Consider the following 22,336-nt stretch of genomic DNA (forward strand, 5'->3'; position numbering starts at 1 on the left):
CTTTTAAATCCTCGCTGTGAGGAGTAGGCTGTTGTTTTTTCGCGGTATCATAAAGTGTGGTTGGTGGGCCGTACCGGATTTGAACCGGTGATCTTCGCCGCGTGAGGGCGACGTCCTAGCCAGCTAGACTAACGGCCCAAAGCTTGAGAGTCACAATAAATAGTGTCCCTTCATAAAACCTTTACCACACCAACACATAAACTACACGTCATCGGAGAAAAATGCTTTGACCTATGGAGCCTTTAGTGAACATAAACATGACGGAATATTGCTCTTTGTCTGCTTCTTTGGCAGCTCAATGCTAGGTTATGTGCTGGCTAATTTGATGCATTTTACTATTTAGCACATTAACATCAATCCAGGCAGTTTTTATTTCATTTTTAGACAGCGTCAACTGTTACTTCGTTTAGTTAGGCAAAAAAATGTTTAGAAAATTATCAAGTTAATGCTAACTTGGTTGCCGTACACACTTCTGATGCACTGCTTTTAATTAATTGTCAACTCTTGATAAACTCCATATATCAGGATTTTAAATACTAGAATGCTAAGAATATCCTTTAAATCCAAAAGCAATCGATTGGATGAAAGGAGAAGAAAAAATGAAAAATCGAAAATCAATGCTTACCATATTAACATTGCTAATTGCAGTAGCATTGGTAGCTGTGCCACTCGTAGCTGCAGCCCCTCCAGAACCAACATACGCAACAGCAAACGTTGACGGCAACACCTCAGAATGGAACCTTACCAACGACTTCTTCGCTGACATGCACAGAGCAGGAAAAGCAGACAAAGATGTTCTAGGCAGCGCATACCTTCGTTACGATACCAGCACTAGTACCCTGTATGTGCTTGTGCTCAACAATGCAGGCATTATCGGTATAGACAGCGCTGATGATGCATTTGTAAAAATCGACGGATCTAAAATGGTTGATGCTGATTACGGCGATGACGGAAACGCACCAGACTTTGCATGGGTTACTTCAGGCGGCGACATCATCGGTTACGAAGCATCCTTCAGTTTAGCTCCAGGAGAATACACCATTCTCATACACCTAAACGTTGATGACGGCGTCCAAACACAGGCTCAAACATCCTCAACACTAAAGACCGGAACCCCCCTATTTGTAGTCCCTGAATACGCTCTGGGCGCATTAGCAGCGATGGGTGCATCTGCAGCAGCATTCGTAGTTTTCAAAGCAAAAAACAAGCCTCTTAAACTACTCTAAACCTTTTCTTTTTTTTATTTTTCAATAACTTTTTAGTTGATTTCTTGAAGCACTTGATTGCGCCATTTCATCGCAGCTTTTTCTTTAATCATCACGCTTTTTATGCAACCTGTTGGGGACGGCGTGACCTGTGTCAGAAACATTTAAAACACTAAAGTTCATCTCTGGATGTGGTACTCCCAGAATTGTGTGCCGAGGTAGCTCAGCCTGGGAGAGCGCTCGGCTGAAGACCGAGTCGTCGCATGTTCAAACCCTGCCCTCGGCACCATCCCATTACTTTGGAATAAACCTGCGGCACCATTAAATAGGGTCTAAATGCGTTTTCGGAAGAACTGTAACCCATTCTTCTCGGTTACAAATTCAAAGCCAAGAGTTACCAAATCACATATTTCCTTGGGTGTCTGAGCAATCTTACAAACGTATTGATTGTCCTCTTCAATGTTCAACAGTTGAGTATATAGCAACGTGTTTTTGATGTTCTTGTGTCCAAGGGTCTGCATGACGTGAAGGATGTCTTTTGTCTTGTGGTATTCAGTCGAACCTTTCCAATGTCGCAGTGTATGGAAGGTTATTTTATTAAGCCGTGGGTTTGCCAGTTTTTTTGCGAGCCTTTTACGTTGTTTTTCGTATGTTCGTCTAAGATTGTTTAGGTTTTTATAAGTGACGAAAATGCGTAGTTCTGTTTTTTCGATGTTATGAAGCATATCGAGCAGCTTGTTTTGCATTCGGAAAACCCGTGGATTGCTGTTTTTTTCGGCTATAATGCTGATTGTGCGTCCTTCAAAGTCAATGTCTGTCCATTCTAAGCGGTAGATTTCGCCAGCCCTTGCACCCGTATCTTTGCCTATCTGTAGGAAAAGCGCTATTTCCTTGTTTACGCCAGCTATAACGTCATCGATTTCTCTTTCTTGGGGTATGAATGGTAGCTGTCTTATTGCTTTGTATCGTGGACGTTGCCATTTTAGTCCTACCCATTTTGCGTATAAGTCATATGCGAACACAGCGACTTCTTTCATCGAATCTTTCCATTTGTCCTGCTTTGCTATCGTTTCCTTGACGCTTTCAGGGTTGTTTAGGTCAGCACCAAGAGCTATGAGTCTGCGTAGCCTTACGCCTCTGCTTATAATGGTTGTTTCTTTGTAGCCTTGCTTTTTCATATACCATAGAAATTCCAGTATCCGTGCTTCAGAGCTTGATTTGATAGTGGTTGATTCTCCCGCAACAGTCTTGTTTTCTGTTGCAGCGTCCAATTTTTTCGCCTCTAATATAGCGCATAATTGGCTGAATCCATTAGTGGCAATGTCTAGATTTAAGGCTTTAGGATTAATGCTGAAACGAAAACCACATTCTCGACAGATAAAACGTTGAATAGAACCAAGACCTGTCTCCCTTATACCATCTTTCCAATTTTTTGTGCTTTTACAATTAGGGCATTCTCTACTTGCCTTTTCACCTCCACTCAGGTCTATTTGAGCAGTCAACTCCAAGAACCTCGTAAGTCAGCGATCAGCTAAACATTTCTTTGAATTTTTGCTCCTCATCTGAGTCCAGACGATACCCAAAACTTTCCTCAATTGAAAAACACAGGATTTTTAGAAGCAAGTAGATTTCAATAGGGTCATCGATTTTTCTAAATAAGAGCACTTGAACTTTTTTACCTATTCGACAGAGTTTGTCGAAGTCTATGTCAGTTACTTCTATGTCCGTCTGGTTTGGCGTTGATTGGTTTTTCATTGGTAATTCTCCAGTGAAGTTTTTAGGGATAAAACAGGCATATTAACGGGCAAGGAAAATATCAGAGTAAATTTACACAGGCAGTTTGTTTATGACCTCAAAGGACGAAAAAGATGACGCACTCTTAGAAAAGTATGAACATCTTGATTCTGGTTGTAAGAACATCTTTTTTGCATTACGGATTAAGGGAGCCCTTCGTCATGATATGTTGTTGGATGCACTCAAATTTCTTGATATTAAGATGTCAAGACCGAATTTGGATATTCATTTAAAACATTTGGTTGATTCAGGGTTAGTTGAGTGCAAGAAGGGATTTCAATTTTCCGAGTACGCTTTAACTAAGGATATTTATGAATTGGTGCGACCTGCTACACTTGAAGAAGTCAAAAAGCAATTAGATTTGGATTATAAAAACCAGAAACATTACCCTAAACGCCTTAGGGAACACAGATTAACTGCTCGTCAGAGGCGAGAGCTCTTTGAACATTACTCAGATGAGCAAATTGATAAAAGGGTCAATGAAGAGGCTGAGTATCTTGTTATTTCAAGCCTTGTTGAGTTGATGGAACTTGTTACTTATGACTTGGGCAAGAAAAGGTTTGGTGATGATAACGCTTTTTGGAAGTTGATTGGGAACCCGATGTATCGGATGCATGAGAAATCTATTGTTACGAATTGTAGAGATTGTCCTCGCTATAAGGAGAAGTTATTCAGAAAAATTGAGAAAATGTATGAAGAGTTTAATGAGAAATACAATAAAATCATGCCAAAAGGCGGAATCCCTTAGTCTTTTCTAAGCTCGGCGTGCTTCGCCCGCCTCGAACGTTCCAGACGAATGATGGTTAAGCGCCTCGGTCGTCGTAGCGGATGACCCCACCCTAAAGGGTACCCCCCCGCACTCCTCCCTCGGCGCAGTTTGGGTGATCGACCCATTTGGGACATTTATTGTTCTTAGGGTCACAAATCTGTTTATGATTGATTCTTCAGAGTTTTTTCAGCATCTATAGTGTTTAATTATCATTTTGCTTTGTTGTTGTGGGCGGAACAACTTGTGGTTTTTCTAATGTATTAATTAAATCAGCTACCACAGTATTTGCTTTTTTTTGTTTTTCAGTTAAATTCTTCAATTCTTTCAGATGTTGGCGCGGTTCCTTATTTTTTGTCAAAGTACGTGAAAAATCCGACGCCCAGTCTGGTCTTGAACAAAGGAGTAGAATCTCATTGAATTCTCCAGTATTATCTAAAATATCTTCTTCGTCAAGCGTGACAAAAATTACCCACTTATTTTTATTGAATTGAAACTGAAAAGCAGATGATAAATGTTCAACGTCATCAGTATTTTTTATTCCTGCACAAGCATATAATAAAGTCTTAATTGCTTCGAGTGGTTCAATATTCTCGCAACGCATGCCTCTAAATGGACGTTCTAATGCATTTCTCTTTATTGATAATTCAGCACTAATTGCGCCAAGGAAAACGTCTAACGTGTATTCCTTTCCATCCTCGATTGAATGTACTTGATTAGCGACATAACTTTCTATTGTTCCAAGGATTTCATTCTGTAAATTGGATTTTCTATAGGGTAGTGCTCTAAATTCTTTTTTTGCTAATGTAAAAAACTCTGCGAAAATTAAAGCGTCCTTATTTGTTATTGCTTTTTTACCCTTCTCTTCTAAAAAGGGCCTCAATTTTAATTGGAAATTATTAATTATTGCCTTAACAGACTTATCAATTAATTGGAACCCCTCTGCTTTTACAGATGACGAAATCATACATTGCGCTGAATTCTCTTTTAAAAATTCTTGGCATTCTTTATCCCTTGATTCTAAGGGCTGTGGGAGTAGCACACATGAATCAATAAAGAACCCTTCAACTTGCCCGAATGGTATTAGCTATCCCCCATTTCTGAAATGGCTCCTGCAATTTTGCTAATAGTCCTAATGCCATCATCTTCATAAGGAGCAACATGTTCAAAAGGAAGATTGCTATCTACCATTGGCTCGAGTTTTTCTAAAACAGCGTATATTGCTGTCACAAAATTATCTAATTCTTTTAGCTGTAAATATTCTGTCTTGATTTTTTTTACTTTTAAGATTTCATCAACTTTTTCACAATTACAAAAATCAATATACCAAAATAGCTTAATTCGGTTATCTTCAAGCCTATCGATATCGTCGAATTGCTCAACCCACTTATTGTGAATATTGCATAAGTGCTCAAATTTCTTTTTGTTATCCCTGTTTATTAATAACTGAACACGTTCTCTTCGAAGATATTTCCCGTAAAGGTGCAAATAATTTAATTGAAGAAGTATGGCTTTTTCTATTGCTTCAATATAACATAACGGCAAATCAGAATTGTAATAACTTCGCCATAATTCAAAAAGCTCAGAATTCAGTCGGTTACTGATTAGTTGATTTTGTTCGAAAACTTTGGCAAAATAATTAATTACATATCTGCTAAAATCTTTCGTGTACTTTTTGATAGTAACGGTTTTCTCAAATAATTCATCATTTTCTAAATTGCTTTTTACTTTACTTGCCATTTTTTCCTTAATTTCAGCTTTGGTTAAAACCCGTAATGGCGGTAATTGATCTACAAGGGCTAAATTAGCGGATAATGTACTTGATAACGCCTCTTGGTAGTTTTTAAAATCTGTAGCAATTTCTTGAGCTTTGTAATCGAATTTTTCGAAAGCCGATAAGCTCTTTGCACCAATGCTTATATCTTCAGAAATCTGCTCCTTGTTCAATGAAAGCATTGCTTCTACCAAACGACCCACTTCAGCAAGTTACAAATTAACTTTTGCACTCCTGCTATTTATAGTTTGATGCGTTACTAAATGATGTTTAATATAAACAATATTCTTATCAATTTATTTCATCTTATAATTGATATTTGACTTTACAACAATTAGTAAAAAGAGTTTTTCTTTAATATTTCTGATAATAGGGTTAATTGATTACTATTCAAAGCAACAAACCACCGTCCATTATCAATTTTTAGATCTAAGCCATTGATAAAACCAAGCAGGTGATACGATTCTTCAGGGATGATTCCTCCTAAAAGTGTTGTTTGTGCTGTTGATTTGTTTGAATTATGCAAATCCTTTATCAAGTCGGCAAGCGCCTTACGGAAAGTCCCACTAACTGCAAAGGCGCGTTTCCTATAAACCCAGCAAAGAGCTAATGTTTTTAGTCCTTTAGAATCCGAATTTTCAAAGTCTATACTTTTTAGAAGGTACTTTTTGAGATAGGCGAATCCACCAGCTAAGGAACTCATGGCTTTAACGTCAACGTTGCTATGCCAGCCTTGTGCAATAATGTCTTTTTCCTGAACTCTGAATTGACCTTTGTTGTCTCTGAAAACCTTGAAAGAATATTCTTGGAACAATAAAATGCAATGGATATGTGGATAACCGTTTTCAAAAGACTCAAACACCCGACAGGTAGAAACCTTTCCAAAGCTGCGTCTAACATACGACATGAAAGCGTTAAATTCTATACCTATTTGCTCCCATGCTTCCTTGTATGAACAGAGTTTAGTATCATAGGTTAGCGTAGTCCAAAGAGCATAGGTTGTCTTGTCGTTTCTTCTGTCGTTGGGGTTGAAGAATTCTAATTGCTCTGACTTATGACTAAGACCAACAAACCGTTGCTTAACCCTATGTCGGTAAATATCATTTCCACGTTTAGAGCATTTAATCGCAAAAACATCATTTTTCCACTTCTCCTTATTCCATTTAGAAAGAATCATGTAGGTGCTTACGGAAACCCATTCTTTGTATTTCTCAACAATTTCTTCGACAGTGTAGTTTTCTTTTATGTAGTCTTTGAGGAATCCTCGAAGTGATGGCAAAGGTTAGGCATAGTAGATGTCCTAATTTGCATTAGCACGAAAAAAGGGAAGATTTGCGGGAGATATCGCCATCTGTCTTAACTCCAAACCCTGCCCTCGGCACCAACCATTAATTTTAGATAAACCTGCGACACTTTCTAGAGTTAGCGTAAAAATTTAGGAAACAAACAAAAAAGAAAAAAATATTTTAAAGGAATTTTTTTCCTTCAAGTTTCTTAAAGGTAAGAAAGCCAGCAAAACAAGCGACTAAAGCAAATAATCCTCCAAGTGCATATTCAGGTACAACTTGTGTTGGAACGATGTATAGCGGGTTATTAACGTAATTTTCAGACCCTAAATATGGTTCATCGCCTCCAAAGACCGCGTCGAACTCCACTGATTCTCCCTCACCTATACCCCAATCCTCGGGATGGAAGACCCAATCTGTTCTGCCATCAGGGCCTATGGGTACATCTTGTGGACCTGGAAGATAGTCTTGGCTAGCCGCTGCATCTGAGCGATAATAGAAATCGATTGTTCGAGCTGGATTACCCTCATCGGGTCCTACAGTGCCCCATTCTCCTGGTGAAATTGGGTATTCTACCCACACCGTTATGGTTGCTGATTCGGTAACTTTGATGCTTAGAGGGTCAAGATTAATCGTTAAAGTTGTCTCAATGGATTGTCCGTTTGCTTTTACTTGATTTAGGGCGCATAAAGAAACAAGTAAACACAGTAGCGCTAAAACTACTATTGATAGTTTTTTCTTTATTTTTTCTCCTCTCCGTAATGTATTCGTGTCGATTGAGGGCGTATTTATATTGTGACGAATAAATTTTCTCCATTTTCTATGGAAATCATTTTTTCCAATTTGCACGTTTAAAAAAAGTAATCAACGAAACAAACTCATTACAGATCATAATAGCAGTTTTAACATATTTTTCGGCGATTTTTCTAAGAATTTTTTTGTTGTTGTCATTCGTTGCTCAACAAAAAGTATTTTAGATTTTTTCTTTGCGCCCCATATGCCGCGGATGCTTGCTTTTTCTAAAGTGGTCTTCAATCTGCTCAAGAGTCAATCCTTTGGTTTCTGGAACAAGCCGCAGGGTAAACACAAAGGCAATGATGCCTACAGCGGCGAAGAGCCAAAACGTGCCCGACTGCCCCAATATGTTAACTAACCCTAAGAATAGCAGGGTGATTAAGAAGTTGGAAGCCCAGTTGGCGACTGTGGCAATGCTCATGGCGGTTCCTCGTGATTGTAACGGAAAAATCTCGGAGATTAGCAGCCAAAATACGGGTCCCAGCCCGATTGCAAAGAAGGATATGTATGCGATTAGGCTTATGGCGGTTATTGCTCCAATCGCGGAACCTTGAGGCCCCGTTGCAAACATAAAACCCGAACCGAGAATTATCAGGGAAATCACCATACCCGCGACGCCTACCAAAAGCAGAGGACGCCGCCCAACTTTATCCACCAAAACCACAGCGATAGCTGTTACGATGAGGTTTGCTGCTCCAACGCCTGTGGTTGCGGCGATGGCTGCGGTGTCAGAGGATAAGCCTGCAAACTGGAAGATGGTTGGGGCATAATAAATTATGGTGTTTACGCCAGTTATTTGCTGAAAAATGGCTAACCCTACCCCCACTATTAGAGGGTATTTGAGCATGCCCGATTTGAATTGGCTTAGCCCTTTGGTTTGGGTTTTTACCGTTTCTTCAATTTCAGTCATTTCTTGATCTACGTTGGGGGTTCCACGGACGCGTTGGAGCACTTTTTTAGCTTTTTCAAGCTTATGTTTAAACACTAACCATCTGGGACTAAACGGCATAAACGACATGCCCACCAGCAGTATGGTTCCCGCAACCAATCCACAGGCAAACATCAGCCGCCACGCACCAGTTACGGAAAAGAAACTGTCTACACCATAAGAAACCAAGATTCCCAAGGTCACAAAAAGCTGATTTAGAGAGACCAAGCCGCCTCGAAGCCTTTCGGGCGCCAACTCAGAGATATACATGGGTACAATGAAGGATGCGATGCCGATGGCGATTCCTATAAGAACGCGACCAACTACAAAAATTTCCAGCCCCGGTGAGGCTATGACAATAAATGTGCCGACGATAAATAAGCCTGAACCGGTGATTATGGAGCGTTTGCGTCCTAAACGGTCGGCCACTACTCCGCCGAATATTGCGCCTAAAATTGCTCCGACTAAAACGGCGCTGGTTGCTATGGATTCTTGGACTGTGTTTAAGTTCCAGTCTTTTTGGATGTAGAGGATTGCGCCCGAAATAATTCCTGTATCAAAGCCGAATAGGATGCCGCCTACCGCCGCGATGGCTGTGGCTACAATTAAAATCACTGTAATTTTCGTTTTTGGTCTTTGCAAAAAAAGGTGCGCTCCAAAATTACGCCAAAAAGCAGACGAGTACAGGTGTATTTGGGGATTAAAAAAGGGTTTGCTGAGCAAGCGATGGCATTGAGGGTTGTAGATTATTGTTTTTTTGGGTGAGTAGCTTTTTTAGTGCGAGAGGTCGCTTTTAGGGGTGAGGCTGAATTTATGGAGTTAGATACTTGTATTAAAGGTCGAAGAAGCGTTAGGGCTTACACGGCCGAACCAGTTTCTAAAGAGCAGTTAGATATAGTTTTGGATGCTGGCGTATGGGCGCCAACCGGTATGCTTCGTGAACCTTGGCGGTTTGTAATAATCGAGGACAAGAAACTCATCAAACTAGTCTCTGACGAAACCAAGCAACTCGTAAAGCAGAACATGCCCCCTCTTGCCGCGCAATTCTCCACCGACAAAGACATCATCTGCTACGATGCACCCATGCTCATTTTGATATGCACCCAAAAAGATCCTCAATGGGCACACGTAGACCTACTAGATAGCGTGCTTGCAGCTCAGAACATGTTCTTGAAAGCCTACGAGTTAGGCCTTGGAACCTGCTACATGGGATTTGTACAATTCTTAAATAACAAACCCGAAGTGCTACGCAAAATTGGCGTACCCGAAAACTATGAAATGCTTGTCCCTTTCATCCTTGGGCACCCAAAAACTGCACAAAACGGCAGCAAAAGAAGCGAACCCAAAATTCTAAATTGGCTCAAATAACGAGCCGCTCATATTTTACACACAACCCACTTCATAGTCTGCAGGTTTTATGTCTATTTATTATCTAAATGGCGAGGGGATAAGGCTCCCTGAGAGGTGCTATGTTTGGGGCATAACAATTCCCTTTAATGGGTCCCCATAGGTGACCGTTTTGGCCTCCAAATACAGTTTCCCAACATACGCCGCCGTAACAGCATCCAACTCATGGTCACTCAAACTGTCATCCAGCCCCCTCACCCCCAATCGGGCTAAGCCCTCTGCCAATTTTTGAGTGCCCTGCTTTTTACGTGGGATGCCCAATCCATCTTGAGCTCCACCAAGATAAACTTCAATCACACATAACCCTGCCGCCTCTAAGGTTTCTCGCAAGTGTATGCCCCGATAAGTGAGTTTACGCATTGGACCCAGAGTAGGCGGGAAAACTTTGATGCCGCGCTTGAGGAGTTCGCGGTCGCTTTCGCGCAAATGAGGCCCTTTTGGGTCTTCGAGGTTTTTGCGTCCAGGCGGTAGCCAAAGCGGCGCGTCAACTGCAACGACTTTGGGTTTTGCGTCAAGGATTTTTTGGATTATTTCTTTGTCAGTGTAGATTAGGCAGGTTTCTGCTTTCAACCCCTTTAATGTTGCGTACCCTGTGGGTCGCGTTTCGACACCTGCTAAATCTAACCCGACTATCATAAAGGGTTTTTAAAGCTGTTTTAGCCTTTAAAGTTGCTGAACTTTTTGCATCAAGACGCAAAGCGGCAATTTAACAGTAAAACTTTCGGTTTACCGCAAATGTTTTATGTTGAATCATGTGATAACGGTATCGCAGAGGAATAAGCATGGCAAAATGCCCCATTTGTGGAAAAGAAGTCAAGACCGCAAAGAAAACATGGAAGATGGCTGGGAAACCAGATAAAAAAGGTAAAAGGACACAGCTAACCATAGCGCTCTATGACTGCTGTGGTAAGACTTTCCGAGAAGTTCTCGACAAAAAGAAGATTTAAGCCGGAACTTCCATTTTCTTTTTCTATTTTTTATTCTTGAATGTTTTAGTTGTGGTTGTTGTAGGGATGTAACAAACGTTTAATTGATTGGGTTACCGCCTCTTTTTTGGGGAACGGCTTGTTTTTTAGTAAGAAACGCGACCGAATTGAAATTCTCTCAGACATCCTTAATATTTGCAGAAGACCGCAAACGCAAACATACATACGGGGTCAAACCAACCTCTCGTATGCAATACTTCAAAGCTGCGTCATGCAATTACTTCTTCATAAGTGGGTAAGCATCTCTGAGGGTAAAGATGGACAAAAAAAACTCAAAATAACACAAGACGGCTTAGTTTTTTTAGAAAAATCGTTGGAGCTTCAAGGATTGGTAGGTATAAAGAACTCCCGCAAACCGCTGGTGCCTTTGACCGCAACTAAACAGCAACGGCAACTTACTGATAGGTAATGCGGGTACAAACAGTATCTTGCCCATCCAAAACACTTACAACCCGCTGAGCAACCAAACCATTGACCACCCAGCAGTCCAGCTTAAACTCACAAAGAAGCCTCGGCAACACCGAATCTATGCCCGTTGAGGCTTTGAAGGATAATAGTTCCTTGGCGACCACAGTTTGAAGCAGTTTAGCTTTGGGATTTCTTTTTGGGTCTGCAGTGAATATGCCGTCAACATCTTTAAGCAACAACAGCCTCTGCGCCCCAAAACACACCGCAAGATAAGCCGCGATAGCATCTGAAGTTACCGCCCACGAATTCTCCAGCGGATCATCTGTTAACATAAGCTGAGAAGGCAAAAAAATCGGCAACTTACCCTCATCTAAAACGGTTTTTATCTCATCCAGCGTGTTTATGGCTGCTGAGTTTGGAGTTAAATCAGCGAGTAACAAACCGTATTGATCCATGCCTAAAATCGCCATCCGATGCGCCGCAGCATTCGACAAACTAAAGCGCCTGTCCGCTGAGCGTACTGCATCGGCGAATTCTCCTCCTCCCGGCACTACAAGCATTTGATGTTTCTTTGCGGAATCACTCAAAGTTTCACATAACTTCCGCAGTGCGGGGGGGTTGTGCATGAGGCTGCCGCCGATTTTAATCACGACCAAATTCAAAGCGTGTTGTCCCCTTCAAGTTTTTTAGCAACCATCAAAGCTACGCCATACGCGGGAGTAGCGATAACCGCTTGAGCATCAACTAACTCGTCAAGCGTAATGATTTTGTCTGCACAGATTGATTCAGCGGCTTTTTTTGCCAAAAAATTCTTGCCTAACCCTGTAACCACCACCGGCAGTTCACCATTAATTTGTCCTTTTAGATTTGCATAAACTTTGCCCAAACCCGCCGCGATTTGTTCGACCTGTTTTGAGTAGATGTATTGTGCCATTTCTGTGAGTTCATGAGGTGAGAGCATATTTGTGTCGCCGCAGACTACGCGGGCGAGACGCGCCATAGCCTCGAAAACACTTCGGTCTCGTCCATCCGCCGTCTCAGAGGTGTACTGTTCAGGTGTGATGTTGCCTAAAATGAGGTGCACATCGCCAGAGAGAGCAAACAACTCTGATGATACCGCCGCAACCTCCATTTTTAGGGGAATTGAATGCACTATAGCTGCAATGTTTGTTCTCAGACTCCCCGTGTAGACTAGTTCGCCACAGATGAGTTTATCTAAATCCGTTTTGCCTTGTGCGGTGACTTGGCCGTTTTTGATGGGGATTATGCTTGTACTTGTGCTCCCCACATCGACCACTACACCGTTTTTGAGGCGCTGGGCGACGAGCCAGCCGGTGGCAGCCCAATTCGCCGCAGCAACCCCTAAGGGTTCAGCCAACGCCGTTTCAGTCGAGACCAATCGGGCATCAGTGTTTAAGACGTAGAGGGGTGCTTCAGGAAAAGCCGCTTTTGCGCAGCCTAAAACGTGATGGATTCCTTCGCGTTTGGTTTGGTACGCGTCAGAGAGTTCCGCGGTTATGGTTACGCCTATGGCATCAAACTTGTCCACTTTGAGGCGATGTTTCAACGACAAAAGCACACTTGGAAGCTCCTGGGGAGCCTTCCATATTGGGAAAAACTCCATGGCAACCCGCGTGGTCCTTAGGGTACCCTCTTGGGAGGTGATGTACGCGGCCTTGGTGTTGGCGCCGCCGATGTCAAACGCTAAAACGTCAACCAAACCTTCATGCCTCAACTTGTTATGTTGCGAAGGTGCTTTTTAGCTTCTTCCAAAGCTGCAGCCGCTTCCTCAGCGGTTTTGCCTTCGCCCATTACTAATCCGCAGGTTTCCGAATCATCTAATGGAAAAGGAGGAGTGACTACCATGGTTTCTTGGGTGGTTGCCTCAAAAGCGGACATTGACGGTTTAGGCACATTTATCTTCATGAAGGCTGCAAAGCCGCATGTTTCGCTTTTCTCTGGTAACTTGCCATGTAAAACTGCCGCCATCAACGCGTCAGCAACATTGAACGCAGCAACTTTTCGCAAGCCAACATATGATGTAGTTAACCTCGCGTTAACATCCACCACAAAAACGCCCCCTTTAGCCAGAATTAAGTCGACCCCCACATAACCCCGCAGACCCGCCAAATCCTCACACACTCGACTAGCAGTACAAATCGCTGCAGCTTTTTGGGGATGTTCAAAAGGTACCACCCCACCCATATAGCTTGAAGCGCCATCGGGTCCTTCTAAGGCAAGAAATTGTTGGTTTAAGGTCAGCGGCACAGCTGTTTTGCCATTACAAATCAGGCTGACACTTACGCTTTCGCCTTCGATGAACTTTTGGAGTATGAATTTTTTGTTTTGGGATTCTGCTTTGATTTTTGCGCGGGCTGCATCGAGCTGTGTTTGGTCTTTGACGACGCTAAGGCCACCGCAGCTTACTCCGTCAGATGGCTTAAGCACTACAGGATAACCCAGTTTATGGGCAGCCTTAGCTATTTCTGACAAGGGGGCGTCTGTTTCTATTACGCTGGTGTCGGGGAGGACGCCTGTTTTTTGTAGTCGCGTGTTGAGGCTGATTTTATCTGCCGTTATGGCGATTATGCTTGATGGGCTGTTAAGTACAGGTTTGCCTGTGGCTTCAACCAATTTGACTAATGATTCAAGGGTGTGGTTGGTTTCTGGGGCGATGATTAGTGTAGCATCGTTAATTTGGGCTAAAGATGCAATAAGCGGTTGCACTTCGCCGCTGTTTGAAACAATTTTTTTGTGGGCAACTGTTAGAGTTGGGTCTAGTTTGAAGAGTCGTTTATCAAGGATTACTGTGACTTCATAACCTGCAGCAGATAAATCCTCGGTGACGCCGCGGAGCATCGCGAAGCCTTCTGCTAAGACACTGCTTGGTACTGGCTGCGTTGCATAGCCGCCTCCGCAAACATGCTCATAAACGACAATCTTCAACCGTCTGCTTCCCCATTCTTTTCAAGCGTTTGTGGCGCAATGACGCCTTAAAGGTTTTCTATCCTTTTAGCGTCTCTAAAAAAGCGGCAATATGCCGACGCTTAACATGTGGCATGACAACTACGCGGATGCAGTCATAACGTGGCACATAACTAACATACCACCCGGTATGCCAGAGTTTTTCAGCTAATTCCTTTGAGTTATCAGATCTAAACGTCACAACATTAAGGGCAGGTTCAATCACCAGTTTAAAACCAGCCTTTTTGAGACCTTCCGTGAGGTAAGAGGTGTTATCCATGCAGTCTGCCACGATTTTTCGATAGCCATCTGTGCCTAAGGCTCTAAAAACCGCCCACACCGACGCAGCAGAAGCGCCTGAACGGGTGCCCACAAACGTATACTGCCCCTTGTTGGATAGGTAGGGCGTTTCAGTTTTGAGTGCCTCCAGTTGGTCTGGTTTGCGAAAGAGGATGCCACCGGCTGGTATGGCTGCCATACCCATCTTGTGCGGGTCAACAGTCATAGATTGCACAGCTTCTAACAAGAAATCAAAGTGCTTTGGGTGATCCATGAAGGGGAGAACCAAACCGCCAAAAGCAGCATCCACATGCAACCAAATCTCGCGTTCAGCCGCTATTTTTGATAGCGCTTCAATTGGGTCTACGACGCCCAACTCTGAGGTGCCTACGGTTCCAACAATAGCCACTGTTTGCTTAGTTACGAGTTGCTCAACCGAGTCGGGGTCTACTGTGAAGTCTTCGCGCAGTTCAGCATAGATGGGTCTAAGCGATAGTATTTTGCAGATTTTTGTGAAAGAGAAATGGGCAGATTCGGGAAGAACAACTTCTGGCTCCGAGGTTTGATGCGTATTTTTTGCTGCTAAAAGTGCCATTAAATTGGCTTCTGTGCCTCCTGAAACAATAAACCCCGCTGTGCTGGGGGAATGTAGCAGTTTGGAGAGGTCTGCTATGGCTTCTTTTTCGATTTGCGCGGAGCCAGCAAAGAGAGCGATGTCTCCAAGGTTTGAGTCCAGAAACATTTGGTAAGCTTTTTTTGCGATAGGGTGTGGTTGGGTGCACATGGCGCATAATATTCTGCCGCTACGGTACGCTTGGTCCTTATTGTGAAATCTTTTCAGAGCCGCCAGAACGTTTCTTGCGTTGGAACCCTTCTGCTGCAAAGTTAAGACCTCACTGTTTTAGCCTGCGTCTCTGCATTCTTTACCATTTCAACCAAGTTTTTGACCAGTGTGGCTGAGATTTCACCGTCTACTCGATCGTTGTTTGTGCATGCCGCTCCACGTAGCCCCGCGATGTCTGCACCTAACTTGTAGATTAAAGGTAATTGCTCCTTACGCAGTGAACCTGCCAACGCCACCTGTAAGCCGTATCCGTGCGCGGAAGCCACGAATTTTTGAATTTCCTCGATTGTTAGGTTATCAAAAAGCGTTGTTCCGTCTTTAACCGAAGTATCTATCATGGCTACTTCTACTTTGGCGAGGTGAGCAATTTCAGGGATAAGTAGCGGGTGGAGGGCGCCGATTTTTTGTGCATCTCCATACCCTGCAGCGACAACCTTCACCTGAGGGTTTGCCTCTTTTGCTGCCCTACGTATCTGCTCCAAAAAAGCCACAGCTTCATCAACGTTTTTTGCCTCTTTAAGCCCTACTTTTACGTAATCCACCCCTAAAGAGGCGGCTCCAAACGCGGCAAGTGCCATAGAACCCGTCAAGGGGGCTTCACCGATGGTGCAGCTTACTTCCAAATTTCTCGGAGTCATAGCCTTAATCTCTCGTATAACCCATGGAAAATTCGCTCCTAAGGCGCCTTCTTTGGGGTTTTTAACGTCAATTATGTCTGCTCCGCCTTGGATAGCTGCTTGGGCTTCAACTGCATTGATAGGGCTTATGAGTAGCTTCAATAGACATCACAAAGATGCGCCCCTCTGATGCCTTTAAAGTTTTCCTGTCTATATGGTGCGGTTCTTTGGGCGGAGGCTTTCTTAGATAAAGGCATCTATCCTCCCTTATTTAAAATATCAATAGGCAAGAAAGTTTGCTTACTTTTGTTGACGCTGAATTTGGTTTTTGTAAATGGTGGGTTAGCGTTTTGTGGGCGGCTTTATCTTTATTACAATGGACAAGGAATAGGTTCTAGGGGTTTTAATGCATCATAAATTGATTTTTGCCCTCGGTGCCGTCTTTTTGGTAGTAGCTATGGTTATTCCTCCAATAATTCTGGTTTATCAGCAAGAAGCAGACATTAACAACTACGTGATTGTCCAAGACCCAACAGGTAAACAAACCAACGGAAACATCTCCGTGCAGCTTCCCCCCGAATTCCAACAAGCCCACCGAACAAACCTAATATTACTCGCAGCCGTCGAACTCGTTTTTGTTACGTTATTTGTGATAACAATGTATTTTGGAATACGTCACACGCATCCCTCACATGAACCCTAAACTAACTTGAGTTTACTTCTTGGACTGTGCCTCATTGATTTCTAAGATGGCTCCCTGTCGCAAAAGTTCTTCCTGAACCGCTTTCGACTTGACCTCTCGTGGAGTTTGATTATTCTTAGCGGCTAATGCAGCACAGACGCCAGCAGCCTGCCCAGTAGCCATACAAATCGGCATCGTCCGATAAGACGCGTTGGCAACGTGTGTTCCGCTGATGCATCTGCCCGCAACCAATAGGTTCTCGACTTTTTTCGGGATTAAACAACGTAAGGGAATTTGGTAGGCGGCACTCGGTTTGATTTTGTTGAGTATTGTGCCTTTGCCTTTGGGGTTATGGAGATCGATTGGGTAGGTGCCTAATGCGATAACGTCTTTGAATTTTCTGGCGTACAGCACGTCTATGGCGTTTAGTTTGTATTCTCCGATTATACGTCTGGATTCCCTCACGGCCGTGGCAACTCCGCTTTGCTGCACGTATGCCTTTTCAAATCCCGGTATGTATTTGCGGAGAAAGTGTTCCAGCTCCAAAACTTGGCGTCGTGCCTCAAATTCTGCGCGGGTTAAATCCCAAACGTCAATTCCTAACGTGTTCAAGACACGGGTACTGTTTACGAGCACCTGATTATCGTGGACACTGCCAAACATCAAGATTTCTTCACGGGGGACATTTATTTCGCCTTTCTTGGCGGCCTGCTCCATAAGCATCTTTAATCCGCGAACACCACGCCATTTCTCAGGATTTGCCTTTGCGAAGCCTCTAAACCGTTCAAGCATTAAACCATCGAGCAGAAAGAGCAGCGTCATAGGCTGTGCGGTTTTGTCTCTTTTTCTTCCAACTTCAAAGGGTGCTCCGGCAAATGCAGCTACGTCGGCGTCACCTGTGCAATCAATAATCACTTTAGCTCCGGCAACAACTGGTCCAGATTTGCTTTCAAACACAACTCCTTGTAGGTTGCAGCCGTCGGCTATGGTGCCGCTGGCAAAGGCATGAAACAACAACTCGACGTCCGCTTGGTCGAGCATGTTGAGGGCTTCAAGTTTTAGAGTTTCTGGGTCAAAAGGAACCATATAACCCGTTTTAGGGGAAGGCGGATACGCTGCGTTGGCGGCTTCTAAGCGGGTTATGAGTTGTTTGAGGACTCCGCCGATTGCAGGTTTGCCTTCTCCGTGGTCATTTGGGAACAAAAAATTCTCTTTGGATTCCACATGGGGATTTTTGGTGGAGGTGTAATATGACGCCCAAACCAGCACCAGCCCTGCGGTTGCGTTGCCCCCCAGAAATCCATAACGCTCCACCAACCTGACGTTGGCTCCCGCTTCTGCTGCGCCCATGGCGGCTCCGATGCCGGCGGGTCCACCCCCAACCACCAATACATCTGTTGGAGGCAGAAGTTTCGCGATTCTTTCGGGTAGCTTAATCTCGCCTATCGGTCTTTCTGCAACAGGCATCTTTAGCCTTCCCTACCTTCAACGGGAACCTCAGGAACCCGAAATGTCAAATCCGCGGTTTTATGCGTAAGCAGTTCCACGGCAAAGCGGTTATTTTCAGCTGCAAGACGTTTAAAATTGGGCAATAATTGGTGAATTCGCTGTTTTGTCCGGTCGCGTTCGTCCCATGCTTTATCAATGAAAGCGTTTAGGAGTCCCGAATCTACCTCGTTTAGCGGCGGCATCGGCATCTGCATGTTATCCAGAAACCCCGTCACTTTACTCGCGTATGGCAACGGGACAAAGGGCACTCCCTGCAGAGCTGAGAAAATCAAAAAATGCAGCCGCATCCCAATGGTGAAACAAAAATTCTCAATCAGCGTCAGCAACTGCCCTGGAGTATACTCCCCCTTTAGCACCCATGCATGTTGAGGTCTTAGCATCTTGGCAATTACCGCATGTGAATGCTGAACATCAAAAACCTGCCGCTCCATTGGAACAAAAATTACGTCTGCATCGAGACGGCTTATTACGAAGTCGGCGGCATTAGCTAAGAGGACATGATAAAAGTTAGGGTTTATGTCTGGCGCGGCTGGACCCGGTTCACGCACTGATATGCCTACGAGGGGTCTTTTTCCATGCACTTGCTCAAGCTTTAAGGTATTCTTCGACAGACTTTCAGGTTCCAAGAGAAATGCGGGGTCGGCTGTAACTAAAATTTCATGTTGAACGCCAACTTCCTCGAGGACCTTCTTTGCTTCTTTCTCGCGAACCGTGATTACATCGACGTTGCTTAGAACTTCGCGAACTCGCCTTCGCGAGTTTTCATTGTTAAGGGGGCCTGCACCCACAGCGTAAACCATTGTTGGGACGTTATTTTGCTGGGCAAGTTCTAAATCCCGCAAAAAAATGTCAATTTCCTTGTCAAAAAAGATTCCTCCACCTCCCAAAATGAAGAGGTCTAACTGCTTGATGTCAGGAGTGACTTCGAGTCGAGTTAGTTTGCGATGATCCACGACCTTTTCAACTTGATGACGACTCACTGTATCGGGAGGGTTACGGCTAAAAACCGTAATCTCAACGTCCACGGAGGCTCGAAGCTGAGAGACGATACTTTGTAGTATGGCTTCGTCGCCGAGGTTTAATCCGCCATAAGAACCCGAAATGCCCACATGAAACTTTTCCAAAAAATAACTCCAAAATGATTATGATTTAACTCAAATATAAGTGCTCTATCCACCGCTTAAACCATAGAAACCACCTTTTTGCTGCTTTGGCGGCGTCTGGGTGCTTTGGATAACAGCCTGCTTTGCTGTTGTGGCAGTACAGTCACATATTTTTATTATCAGTTAACCGTCACATGCTGTGTCGTCGTTAAGTCGTTTTATGGAGGTGCACTTATGCCTGAACCTGTAAACATAACTGAGAAACTTCAACAGATTGGCCAAACAGCCCAAGATTACCGAGATGCTCTTGTGAATCAGTTTAAGGATGTGGAAGTGGAAGTCAAAGACTGGAACTTTTCCGTGGGCAAAATGGAAAAAGAATACACAGTGGAAGTCACCCTTAAGCTGGGTATACGCTCAAAGAAAGCCTAACCGCACCTTTTTTTCTTTTGCGGCCTTTTAGATGGTTTGATTCCAATAATACACTGCACCGTAATTTCCCCGAGACAGGGGATACGCAGGGTCATCATAAACTATGTCTAAGCCTGACCCATACATATCTAGTAGGGTATGCATGTTACTCCATATCTGCGGAGACTTTGAATCAGCGCCCCAGAAACCCCAAATCCTGTCATAGACGTGTCGCATGCCCCACCCATAATCCTTCGGCAACACAAACACCGCCTCCGCATGAGGATTGGCTGGCGGAGTCTTAGTCACAACATTATTCCAAAAGGCATCTAACGCCTCAAAATGCTCCTCTGTCAATGCACCGCCATAATCGTCTATTTTGGTGCCGTTGGAATAGTTGAATATGACAATGTATTTTGCACCGGCATTATAAGCGGTGACCATTTGGTCGTAGATGTTTTGAGGTGAATCCAGATAGGGTGCCTGCATGTATTTCCACGTCAAGATTACACCCCACATTTTATCCTGTACCGCCGCGGCGCCTCGAACCAACCCTATCTGCTGGTTGACGCTGTTGTTCCAGCCGAACTGCGCCAGAAGCGTCGGATAGCCCCCAAGATAGTCAAACCAGTAGAGTCCATAATCTGAAGTCAAATAGGGAATTTGATATTGGTTTAGGCTGGTGGTTCCCCGGTTTTGCTTCAAGAGTCTTACGTACCATTCTGCTTCTAGGGTGTAGTTGTCGGGGTGGGTGCCTTTACCGCAGGCATCCTTGAGGCCCGTGTAGATGTCGCCAAGAGACCAACTAGAGTTTCCATAGAGGTATGAGCTGTTTTCTCGGAATACTGCTGGCCAGTCGTAGTCAAGTTCCGTCCCGCCCGGTTCATCATCATAGTAAGCACCAAGAAACTTGTCTCCGTAGAGTGTTCGGGAATCGTTGTAGAACTGGATTTTTCCGGGCCAATCATGCATTTGCCATGTGCCTAAGTTAACCACCAAGTATAAGCCGGCATCGTAGGCATAGTCGCAGACTTGTCGCGCGGCGGTTAGGTTATTGCTTAAAGCGCTTATCCCCGAATCTAATATGAAGAGGTTAGTGTAGTCCTTTACCTTGTCTATCAACACTTCAGCTTGGACAGTTGTGGTACCGCAGAAGGCTATTCCCACGTAGGGCGGATCCTCTGGAGGGGCTCTGCTTTGGCTGTTAGACACCAATATCAACACGAACGCAGCGAGCACAATCAACATCAGTACCACTGCAAGGATATGGAAACGATTCATGAGTTTCGCCGTAGCCTCTAAGAGCACCTAATTTATGGTAATGATTAGATATAAGAGTTGCAAAGATAACAATTTTTCTTTAGGTTTTTGATGTGTCACCAAAACAGATAAAAACTCGGTTCGCATCCATGACAGCCACAAGAGAGGAACACTAAATGCCATCCGAAATCACTGATGTTGATAAATTCGTGGCTATGAGCGCAAAAGCCAAACAATGCCAAGTTAAAAGAGCCAAAGAAGTCGTGAAGCTAAAACTTCGCACTCCAGGCCAACTCTACACCTTAAAGATTGAGCCGCTCCGCGCCGACGAAATCATAAAACGTCTTCAATGCGAAATTAAAGAAGAAGAAAAAGATTAAACCCTTTTTCTTAACGATTTTTTGTTTTCCAAAAACCCCTAGCGTAAGCGAGCAATGTTCTCTTAAAATGCCTATGTTCTGAGTATCGCCCCGGCTCAAGGGCTCCAAGGAGAACTCTGCATATGGAGCTGTATACAAAAGCATCACCCAAACACATTTTTCCTTCAACTCATCACCGCTCAGCCGCGCCCTAAACTCAAAAAATGCCCAAGAAACCGAAAAAACCCGAAGCTTATATAATCGTGGTCACCTGCCAAAGACAAAAATTCAGCAACCCACCCTCAAACGCAACCAAGAAGAAGCCAACGCCATAATTGCGGACTCAACAGTAAAAAATACAGTTGATATTGAGTTGAAAACTGGTTGGCCCTTTAGAAAGCGCCTTCAAAGAACCCAAATTTTGTCTCTCAGCCACCAAAAGTTGTCAATGTCTTCTGTTTTTTTTGACTCTCTGGTTAGCAATGTGAGCTGCCGGTTCGTTAATTGACAGAAATTGCGCGAGTTAGGCTGTCAAAAATGTTTGCAGTTGCGCTGATCCGCGTTTTGTGGTTGTTTCGATGCGCGTCTGGTTGTGGTTTTTGTGGCTGTTCTGTCAAAGTTTGCCTTAACCAATTTTTGGGTGTGCGAAAAAAAATCGAACTGTCGCTTTTTACATTAAATAGTTAAAAAACAGTCAACACATTATACAAAAATTAGTTCAACAAGGCATATTTCCATGGCACTTCGCAATTTTGGAGACTCCGAGCCCCGAAAACCCGACAAAAATCTGCAAGGACAGACGCCGTGGAAAAACGTTGGATTCTAAGCGAAAGGTTATTTCCGCGGACTCCCTAAAAATCGATGGAGCAAGCAAGTTGAATACGGCAGCCAGTATCCGGAGATTTGCGGGAAAAGTGTGTTTTGGTGATGCTTTTGTATACCAAAGCCCCTTATGCCGC

24 protein-coding genes and 2 tRNA genes are annotated in these 22,336 nt (G+C 43.8%); 9 read left to right on the plus strand and 17 right to left on the minus strand.

Annotated elements, in window-relative coordinates; genetic code table 11:
* Positions 1 to 61: 61 nt before the first annotated feature.
* Positions 62 to 138, minus strand: a tRNA-Val gene (locus NWE92_11835).
* A 461-nt stretch (positions 139 to 599) separates the two neighbouring features.
* Here NWE92_11835 and NWE92_11840 point away from each other — a divergent pair.
* Both NWE92_11840 and NWE92_11845 read left to right on the plus strand, forming a co-directional pair.
* A complete protein-coding gene (locus NWE92_11840; GenBank protein ID MCW4030324.1) occupies positions 600 to 1,226 on the plus strand; it encodes a hypothetical protein in 627 nt (208 codons plus the stop codon).
* 191 nt (positions 1,227 to 1,417) lie between these two features.
* Positions 1,418 to 1,494 (plus strand) — tRNA-Phe (locus NWE92_11845).
* 43 nt (positions 1,495 to 1,537) lie between these two features.
* On the opposite strand, the gene NWE92_11850 is transcribed toward NWE92_11845, so the two are convergent.
* Together NWE92_11850 and NWE92_11855 are read right to left on the minus strand one after the other, a co-directional pair.
* The gene (locus tag NWE92_11850; GenBank protein MCW4030325.1) at positions 1,538 to 2,476 is read right to left on the minus strand and encodes a tyrosine-type recombinase/integrase; all 939 of its coding nucleotides are present in this window, start codon (positions 2,474 to 2,476) and stop codon (positions 1,538 to 1,540) included.
* Positions 2,477 to 2,732: 256 nt separating this feature from the next.
* Complete coding sequence (locus NWE92_11855) at positions 2,733 to 2,960, minus strand: hypothetical protein (GenBank protein ID MCW4030326.1); 228 nt, start codon at positions 2,958 to 2,960, stop codon at positions 2,733 to 2,735.
* Positions 2,961 to 3,051: 91 nt separating this feature from the next.
* On the opposite strand from NWE92_11855, the gene NWE92_11860 reads away from it, so the two are divergent.
* Positions 3,052 to 3,747: a hypothetical protein gene (locus tag NWE92_11860; protein ID MCW4030327.1), complete on the plus strand. Its 696-nt coding sequence runs from the start codon at positions 3,052 to 3,054 to the stop codon at positions 3,745 to 3,747.
* A 223-nt stretch (positions 3,748 to 3,970) separates the two neighbouring features.
* Here NWE92_11860 and NWE92_11865 read toward each other — a convergent pair whose 3' ends face one another.
* From NWE92_11865 to NWE92_11885, 5 genes are all read right to left on the minus strand, one after another.
* Complete coding sequence (locus NWE92_11865; protein ID MCW4030328.1) at positions 3,971 to 4,732, minus strand: hypothetical protein; 762 nt, start codon at positions 4,730 to 4,732, stop codon at positions 3,971 to 3,973.
* A 116-nt stretch (positions 4,733 to 4,848) separates the two neighbouring features.
* Complete coding sequence (locus tag NWE92_11870) at positions 4,849 to 5,733, minus strand: hypothetical protein (protein MCW4030329.1); 885 nt, start codon at positions 5,731 to 5,733, stop codon at positions 4,849 to 4,851.
* 140 nt (positions 5,734 to 5,873) lie between these two features.
* Positions 5,874 to 6,818, minus strand: a complete 945-nt coding sequence (locus tag NWE92_11875) for a hypothetical protein (protein MCW4030330.1) — start codon at positions 6,816 to 6,818, stop codon at positions 5,874 to 5,876.
* A 187-nt stretch (positions 6,819 to 7,005) separates the two neighbouring features.
* Entirely contained in the window at positions 7,006 to 7,674 is a 669-nt protein-coding gene (locus NWE92_11880) for a hypothetical protein (GenBank protein MCW4030331.1), read from the minus strand.
* Positions 7,675 to 7,798: 124 nt separating this feature from the next.
* Positions 7,799 to 9,163 (minus strand): sugar porter family MFS transporter, encoded by a 1,365-nt coding sequence (locus NWE92_11885; GenBank protein ID MCW4030332.1) that lies wholly within the window; start codon positions 9,161 to 9,163, stop codon positions 7,799 to 7,801.
* A gap of 198 nt (positions 9,164 to 9,361) precedes the next feature.
* Here NWE92_11885 and NWE92_11890 point away from each other — a divergent pair, with 198 nt between their 5' ends.
* The gene (locus NWE92_11890) at positions 9,362 to 9,916 is read left to right on the plus strand and encodes a nitroreductase family protein (protein MCW4030333.1); all 555 of its coding nucleotides are present in this window, start codon (positions 9,362 to 9,364) and stop codon (positions 9,914 to 9,916) included.
* Between the two features lie 99 nt (positions 9,917 to 10,015).
* Here NWE92_11890 and NWE92_11895 read toward each other — a convergent pair whose 3' ends face one another.
* Complete coding sequence (locus NWE92_11895) at positions 10,016 to 10,591, minus strand: DUF429 domain-containing protein (protein MCW4030334.1); 576 nt, start codon at positions 10,589 to 10,591, stop codon at positions 10,016 to 10,018.
* Between the two features lie 146 nt (positions 10,592 to 10,737).
* On the opposite strand from NWE92_11895, the gene NWE92_11900 reads away from it, so the two are divergent.
* Entirely contained in the window at positions 10,738 to 10,902 is a 165-nt protein-coding gene (locus NWE92_11900; GenBank protein MCW4030335.1) for a chorismate-binding protein, read from the plus strand.
* Between the two features lie 118 nt (positions 10,903 to 11,020).
* Positions 11,021 to 11,350: a hypothetical protein gene (locus NWE92_11905; GenBank protein MCW4030336.1), complete on the plus strand. Its 330-nt coding sequence runs from the start codon at positions 11,021 to 11,023 to the stop codon at positions 11,348 to 11,350.
* Here NWE92_11905 and NWE92_11910 read toward each other — a convergent pair.
* Genes NWE92_11910 through NWE92_11930 form a run of 5 tightly spaced genes read right to left on the minus strand, consistent with a single transcriptional unit; the run spans position 11,337 to position 16,215 of the window.
* Positions 11,337 to 12,011 carry a delta 1-pyrroline-5-carboxylate synthetase gene (locus NWE92_11910; GenBank protein MCW4030337.1) on the minus strand — a complete coding sequence of 225 codons (675 nt, stop codon included), beginning with the start codon at positions 12,009 to 12,011 and terminating at the stop codon, positions 11,337 to 11,339. The two genes, NWE92_11905 and NWE92_11910, sit on opposite strands and share 14 nt — an antisense overlap.
* Positions 12,008 to 13,069 (minus strand): H4MPT-linked C1 transfer pathway protein, encoded by a 1,062-nt coding sequence (locus tag NWE92_11915; GenBank protein ID MCW4030338.1) that lies wholly within the window; start codon positions 13,067 to 13,069, stop codon positions 12,008 to 12,010. The genes NWE92_11910 and NWE92_11915 overlap by 4 nt, the downstream gene beginning before the upstream one ends.
* A gap of 11 nt (positions 13,070 to 13,080) precedes the next feature.
* Entirely contained in the window at positions 13,081 to 14,295 is a 1,215-nt protein-coding gene (locus NWE92_11920) for an ATP-grasp domain-containing protein (protein MCW4030339.1), read from the minus strand.
* A 58-nt stretch (positions 14,296 to 14,353) separates the two neighbouring features.
* A complete protein-coding gene (gene mfnA, locus NWE92_11925) occupies positions 14,354 to 15,475 on the minus strand; it encodes a tyrosine decarboxylase MfnA (GenBank protein MCW4030340.1) in 1,122 nt (373 codons plus the stop codon).
* A gap of 2 nt (positions 15,476 to 15,477) precedes the next feature.
* Positions 15,478 to 16,215, minus strand: a complete 738-nt coding sequence (locus NWE92_11930; GenBank protein MCW4030341.1) for a hypothetical protein — start codon at positions 16,213 to 16,215, stop codon at positions 15,478 to 15,480.
* A gap of 244 nt (positions 16,216 to 16,459) precedes the next feature.
* On the opposite strand from NWE92_11930, the gene NWE92_11935 reads away from it, so the two are divergent.
* On the plus strand, positions 16,460 to 16,756 hold the full coding sequence (locus NWE92_11935; GenBank protein ID MCW4030342.1) for a hypothetical protein: 297 nt from the start codon (positions 16,460 to 16,462) through the stop codon (positions 16,754 to 16,756).
* A 12-nt stretch (positions 16,757 to 16,768) separates the two neighbouring features.
* On the opposite strand, the gene NWE92_11940 is transcribed toward NWE92_11935, so the two are convergent.
* Both NWE92_11940 and NWE92_11945 read right to left on the minus strand, forming a co-directional pair.
* Complete coding sequence (locus tag NWE92_11940; protein ID MCW4030343.1) at positions 16,769 to 18,202, minus strand: FAD-dependent oxidoreductase; 1,434 nt, start codon at positions 18,200 to 18,202, stop codon at positions 16,769 to 16,771.
* Positions 18,203 to 18,204: 2 nt separating this feature from the next.
* Complete coding sequence (locus NWE92_11945; protein MCW4030344.1) at positions 18,205 to 19,368, minus strand: polysaccharide pyruvyl transferase family protein; 1,164 nt, start codon at positions 19,366 to 19,368, stop codon at positions 18,205 to 18,207.
* A 213-nt stretch (positions 19,369 to 19,581) separates the two neighbouring features.
* Between NWE92_11945 and NWE92_11950 the strand changes: the two genes are divergently transcribed.
* A complete protein-coding gene (locus NWE92_11950; protein ID MCW4030345.1) occupies positions 19,582 to 19,779 on the plus strand; it encodes a hypothetical protein in 198 nt (65 codons plus the stop codon).
* Positions 19,780 to 19,806: 27 nt separating this feature from the next.
* Here NWE92_11950 and NWE92_11955 read toward each other — a convergent pair whose 3' ends face one another.
* Positions 19,807 to 21,039 (minus strand): hypothetical protein, encoded by a 1,233-nt coding sequence (locus NWE92_11955; GenBank protein ID MCW4030346.1) that lies wholly within the window; start codon positions 21,037 to 21,039, stop codon positions 19,807 to 19,809.
* Positions 21,040 to 21,194: 155 nt separating this feature from the next.
* Here NWE92_11955 and NWE92_11960 point away from each other — a divergent pair, with 155 nt between their 5' ends.
* Positions 21,195 to 21,398 carry a hypothetical protein gene (locus NWE92_11960; protein MCW4030347.1) on the plus strand — a complete coding sequence of 68 codons (204 nt, stop codon included), beginning with the start codon at positions 21,195 to 21,197 and terminating at the stop codon, positions 21,396 to 21,398.
* The last annotated feature ends 938 nt before the right edge of the window (positions 21,399 to 22,336 follow it).

Source organism: Candidatus Bathyarchaeota archaeon, assembly GCA_026014745.1.
In the GTDB taxonomy this organism is placed as follows: domain Archaea; phylum Thermoproteota; class Bathyarchaeia; order Bathyarchaeales; family Bathycorpusculaceae; genus Bathycorpusculum.

Coding starts and splice junctions, on each gene's coding strand:
- NWE92_11840 (MCW4030324.1), top strand. CDS start 600: ATGAAAAATCGAAAATCAATGCTTACCATATTAACATTGCTAATTGCA.
- NWE92_11855 (MCW4030326.1), bottom strand. CDS start 2,960: ATGAAAAACCAATCAACGCCAAACCAGACGGACATAGAAGTAACTGAC.
- NWE92_11860 (MCW4030327.1), top strand. CDS start 3,052: ATGACCTCAAAGGACGAAAAAGATGACGCACTCTTAGAAAAGTATGAA.
- NWE92_11865 (MCW4030328.1), bottom strand. CDS start 4,732: ATGATTTCGTCATCTGTAAAAGCAGAGGGGTTCCAATTAATTGATAAG.
- NWE92_11890 (MCW4030333.1), top strand. CDS start 9,362: ATGGAGTTAGATACTTGTATTAAAGGTCGAAGAAGCGTTAGGGCTTAC.
- NWE92_11895 (MCW4030334.1), bottom strand. CDS start 10,591: ATGATAGTCGGGTTAGATTTAGCAGGTGTCGAAACGCGACCCACAGGG.
- NWE92_11900 (MCW4030335.1), top strand. CDS start 10,738: ATGGCAAAATGCCCCATTTGTGGAAAAGAAGTCAAGACCGCAAAGAAA.
- NWE92_11935 (MCW4030342.1), top strand. CDS start 16,460: ATGCATCATAAATTGATTTTTGCCCTCGGTGCCGTCTTTTTGGTAGTA.
- NWE92_11940 (MCW4030343.1), bottom strand. CDS start 18,202: ATGCCTGTTGCAGAAAGACCGATAGGCGAGATTAAGCTACCCGAAAGA.
- NWE92_11950 (MCW4030345.1), top strand. CDS start 19,582: ATGCCTGAACCTGTAAACATAACTGAGAAACTTCAACAGATTGGCCAA.
- NWE92_11955 (MCW4030346.1), bottom strand. CDS start 21,039: ATGAATCGTTTCCATATCCTTGCAGTGGTACTGATGTTGATTGTGCTC.
- NWE92_11960 (MCW4030347.1), top strand. CDS start 21,195: ATGCCATCCGAAATCACTGATGTTGATAAATTCGTGGCTATGAGCGCA.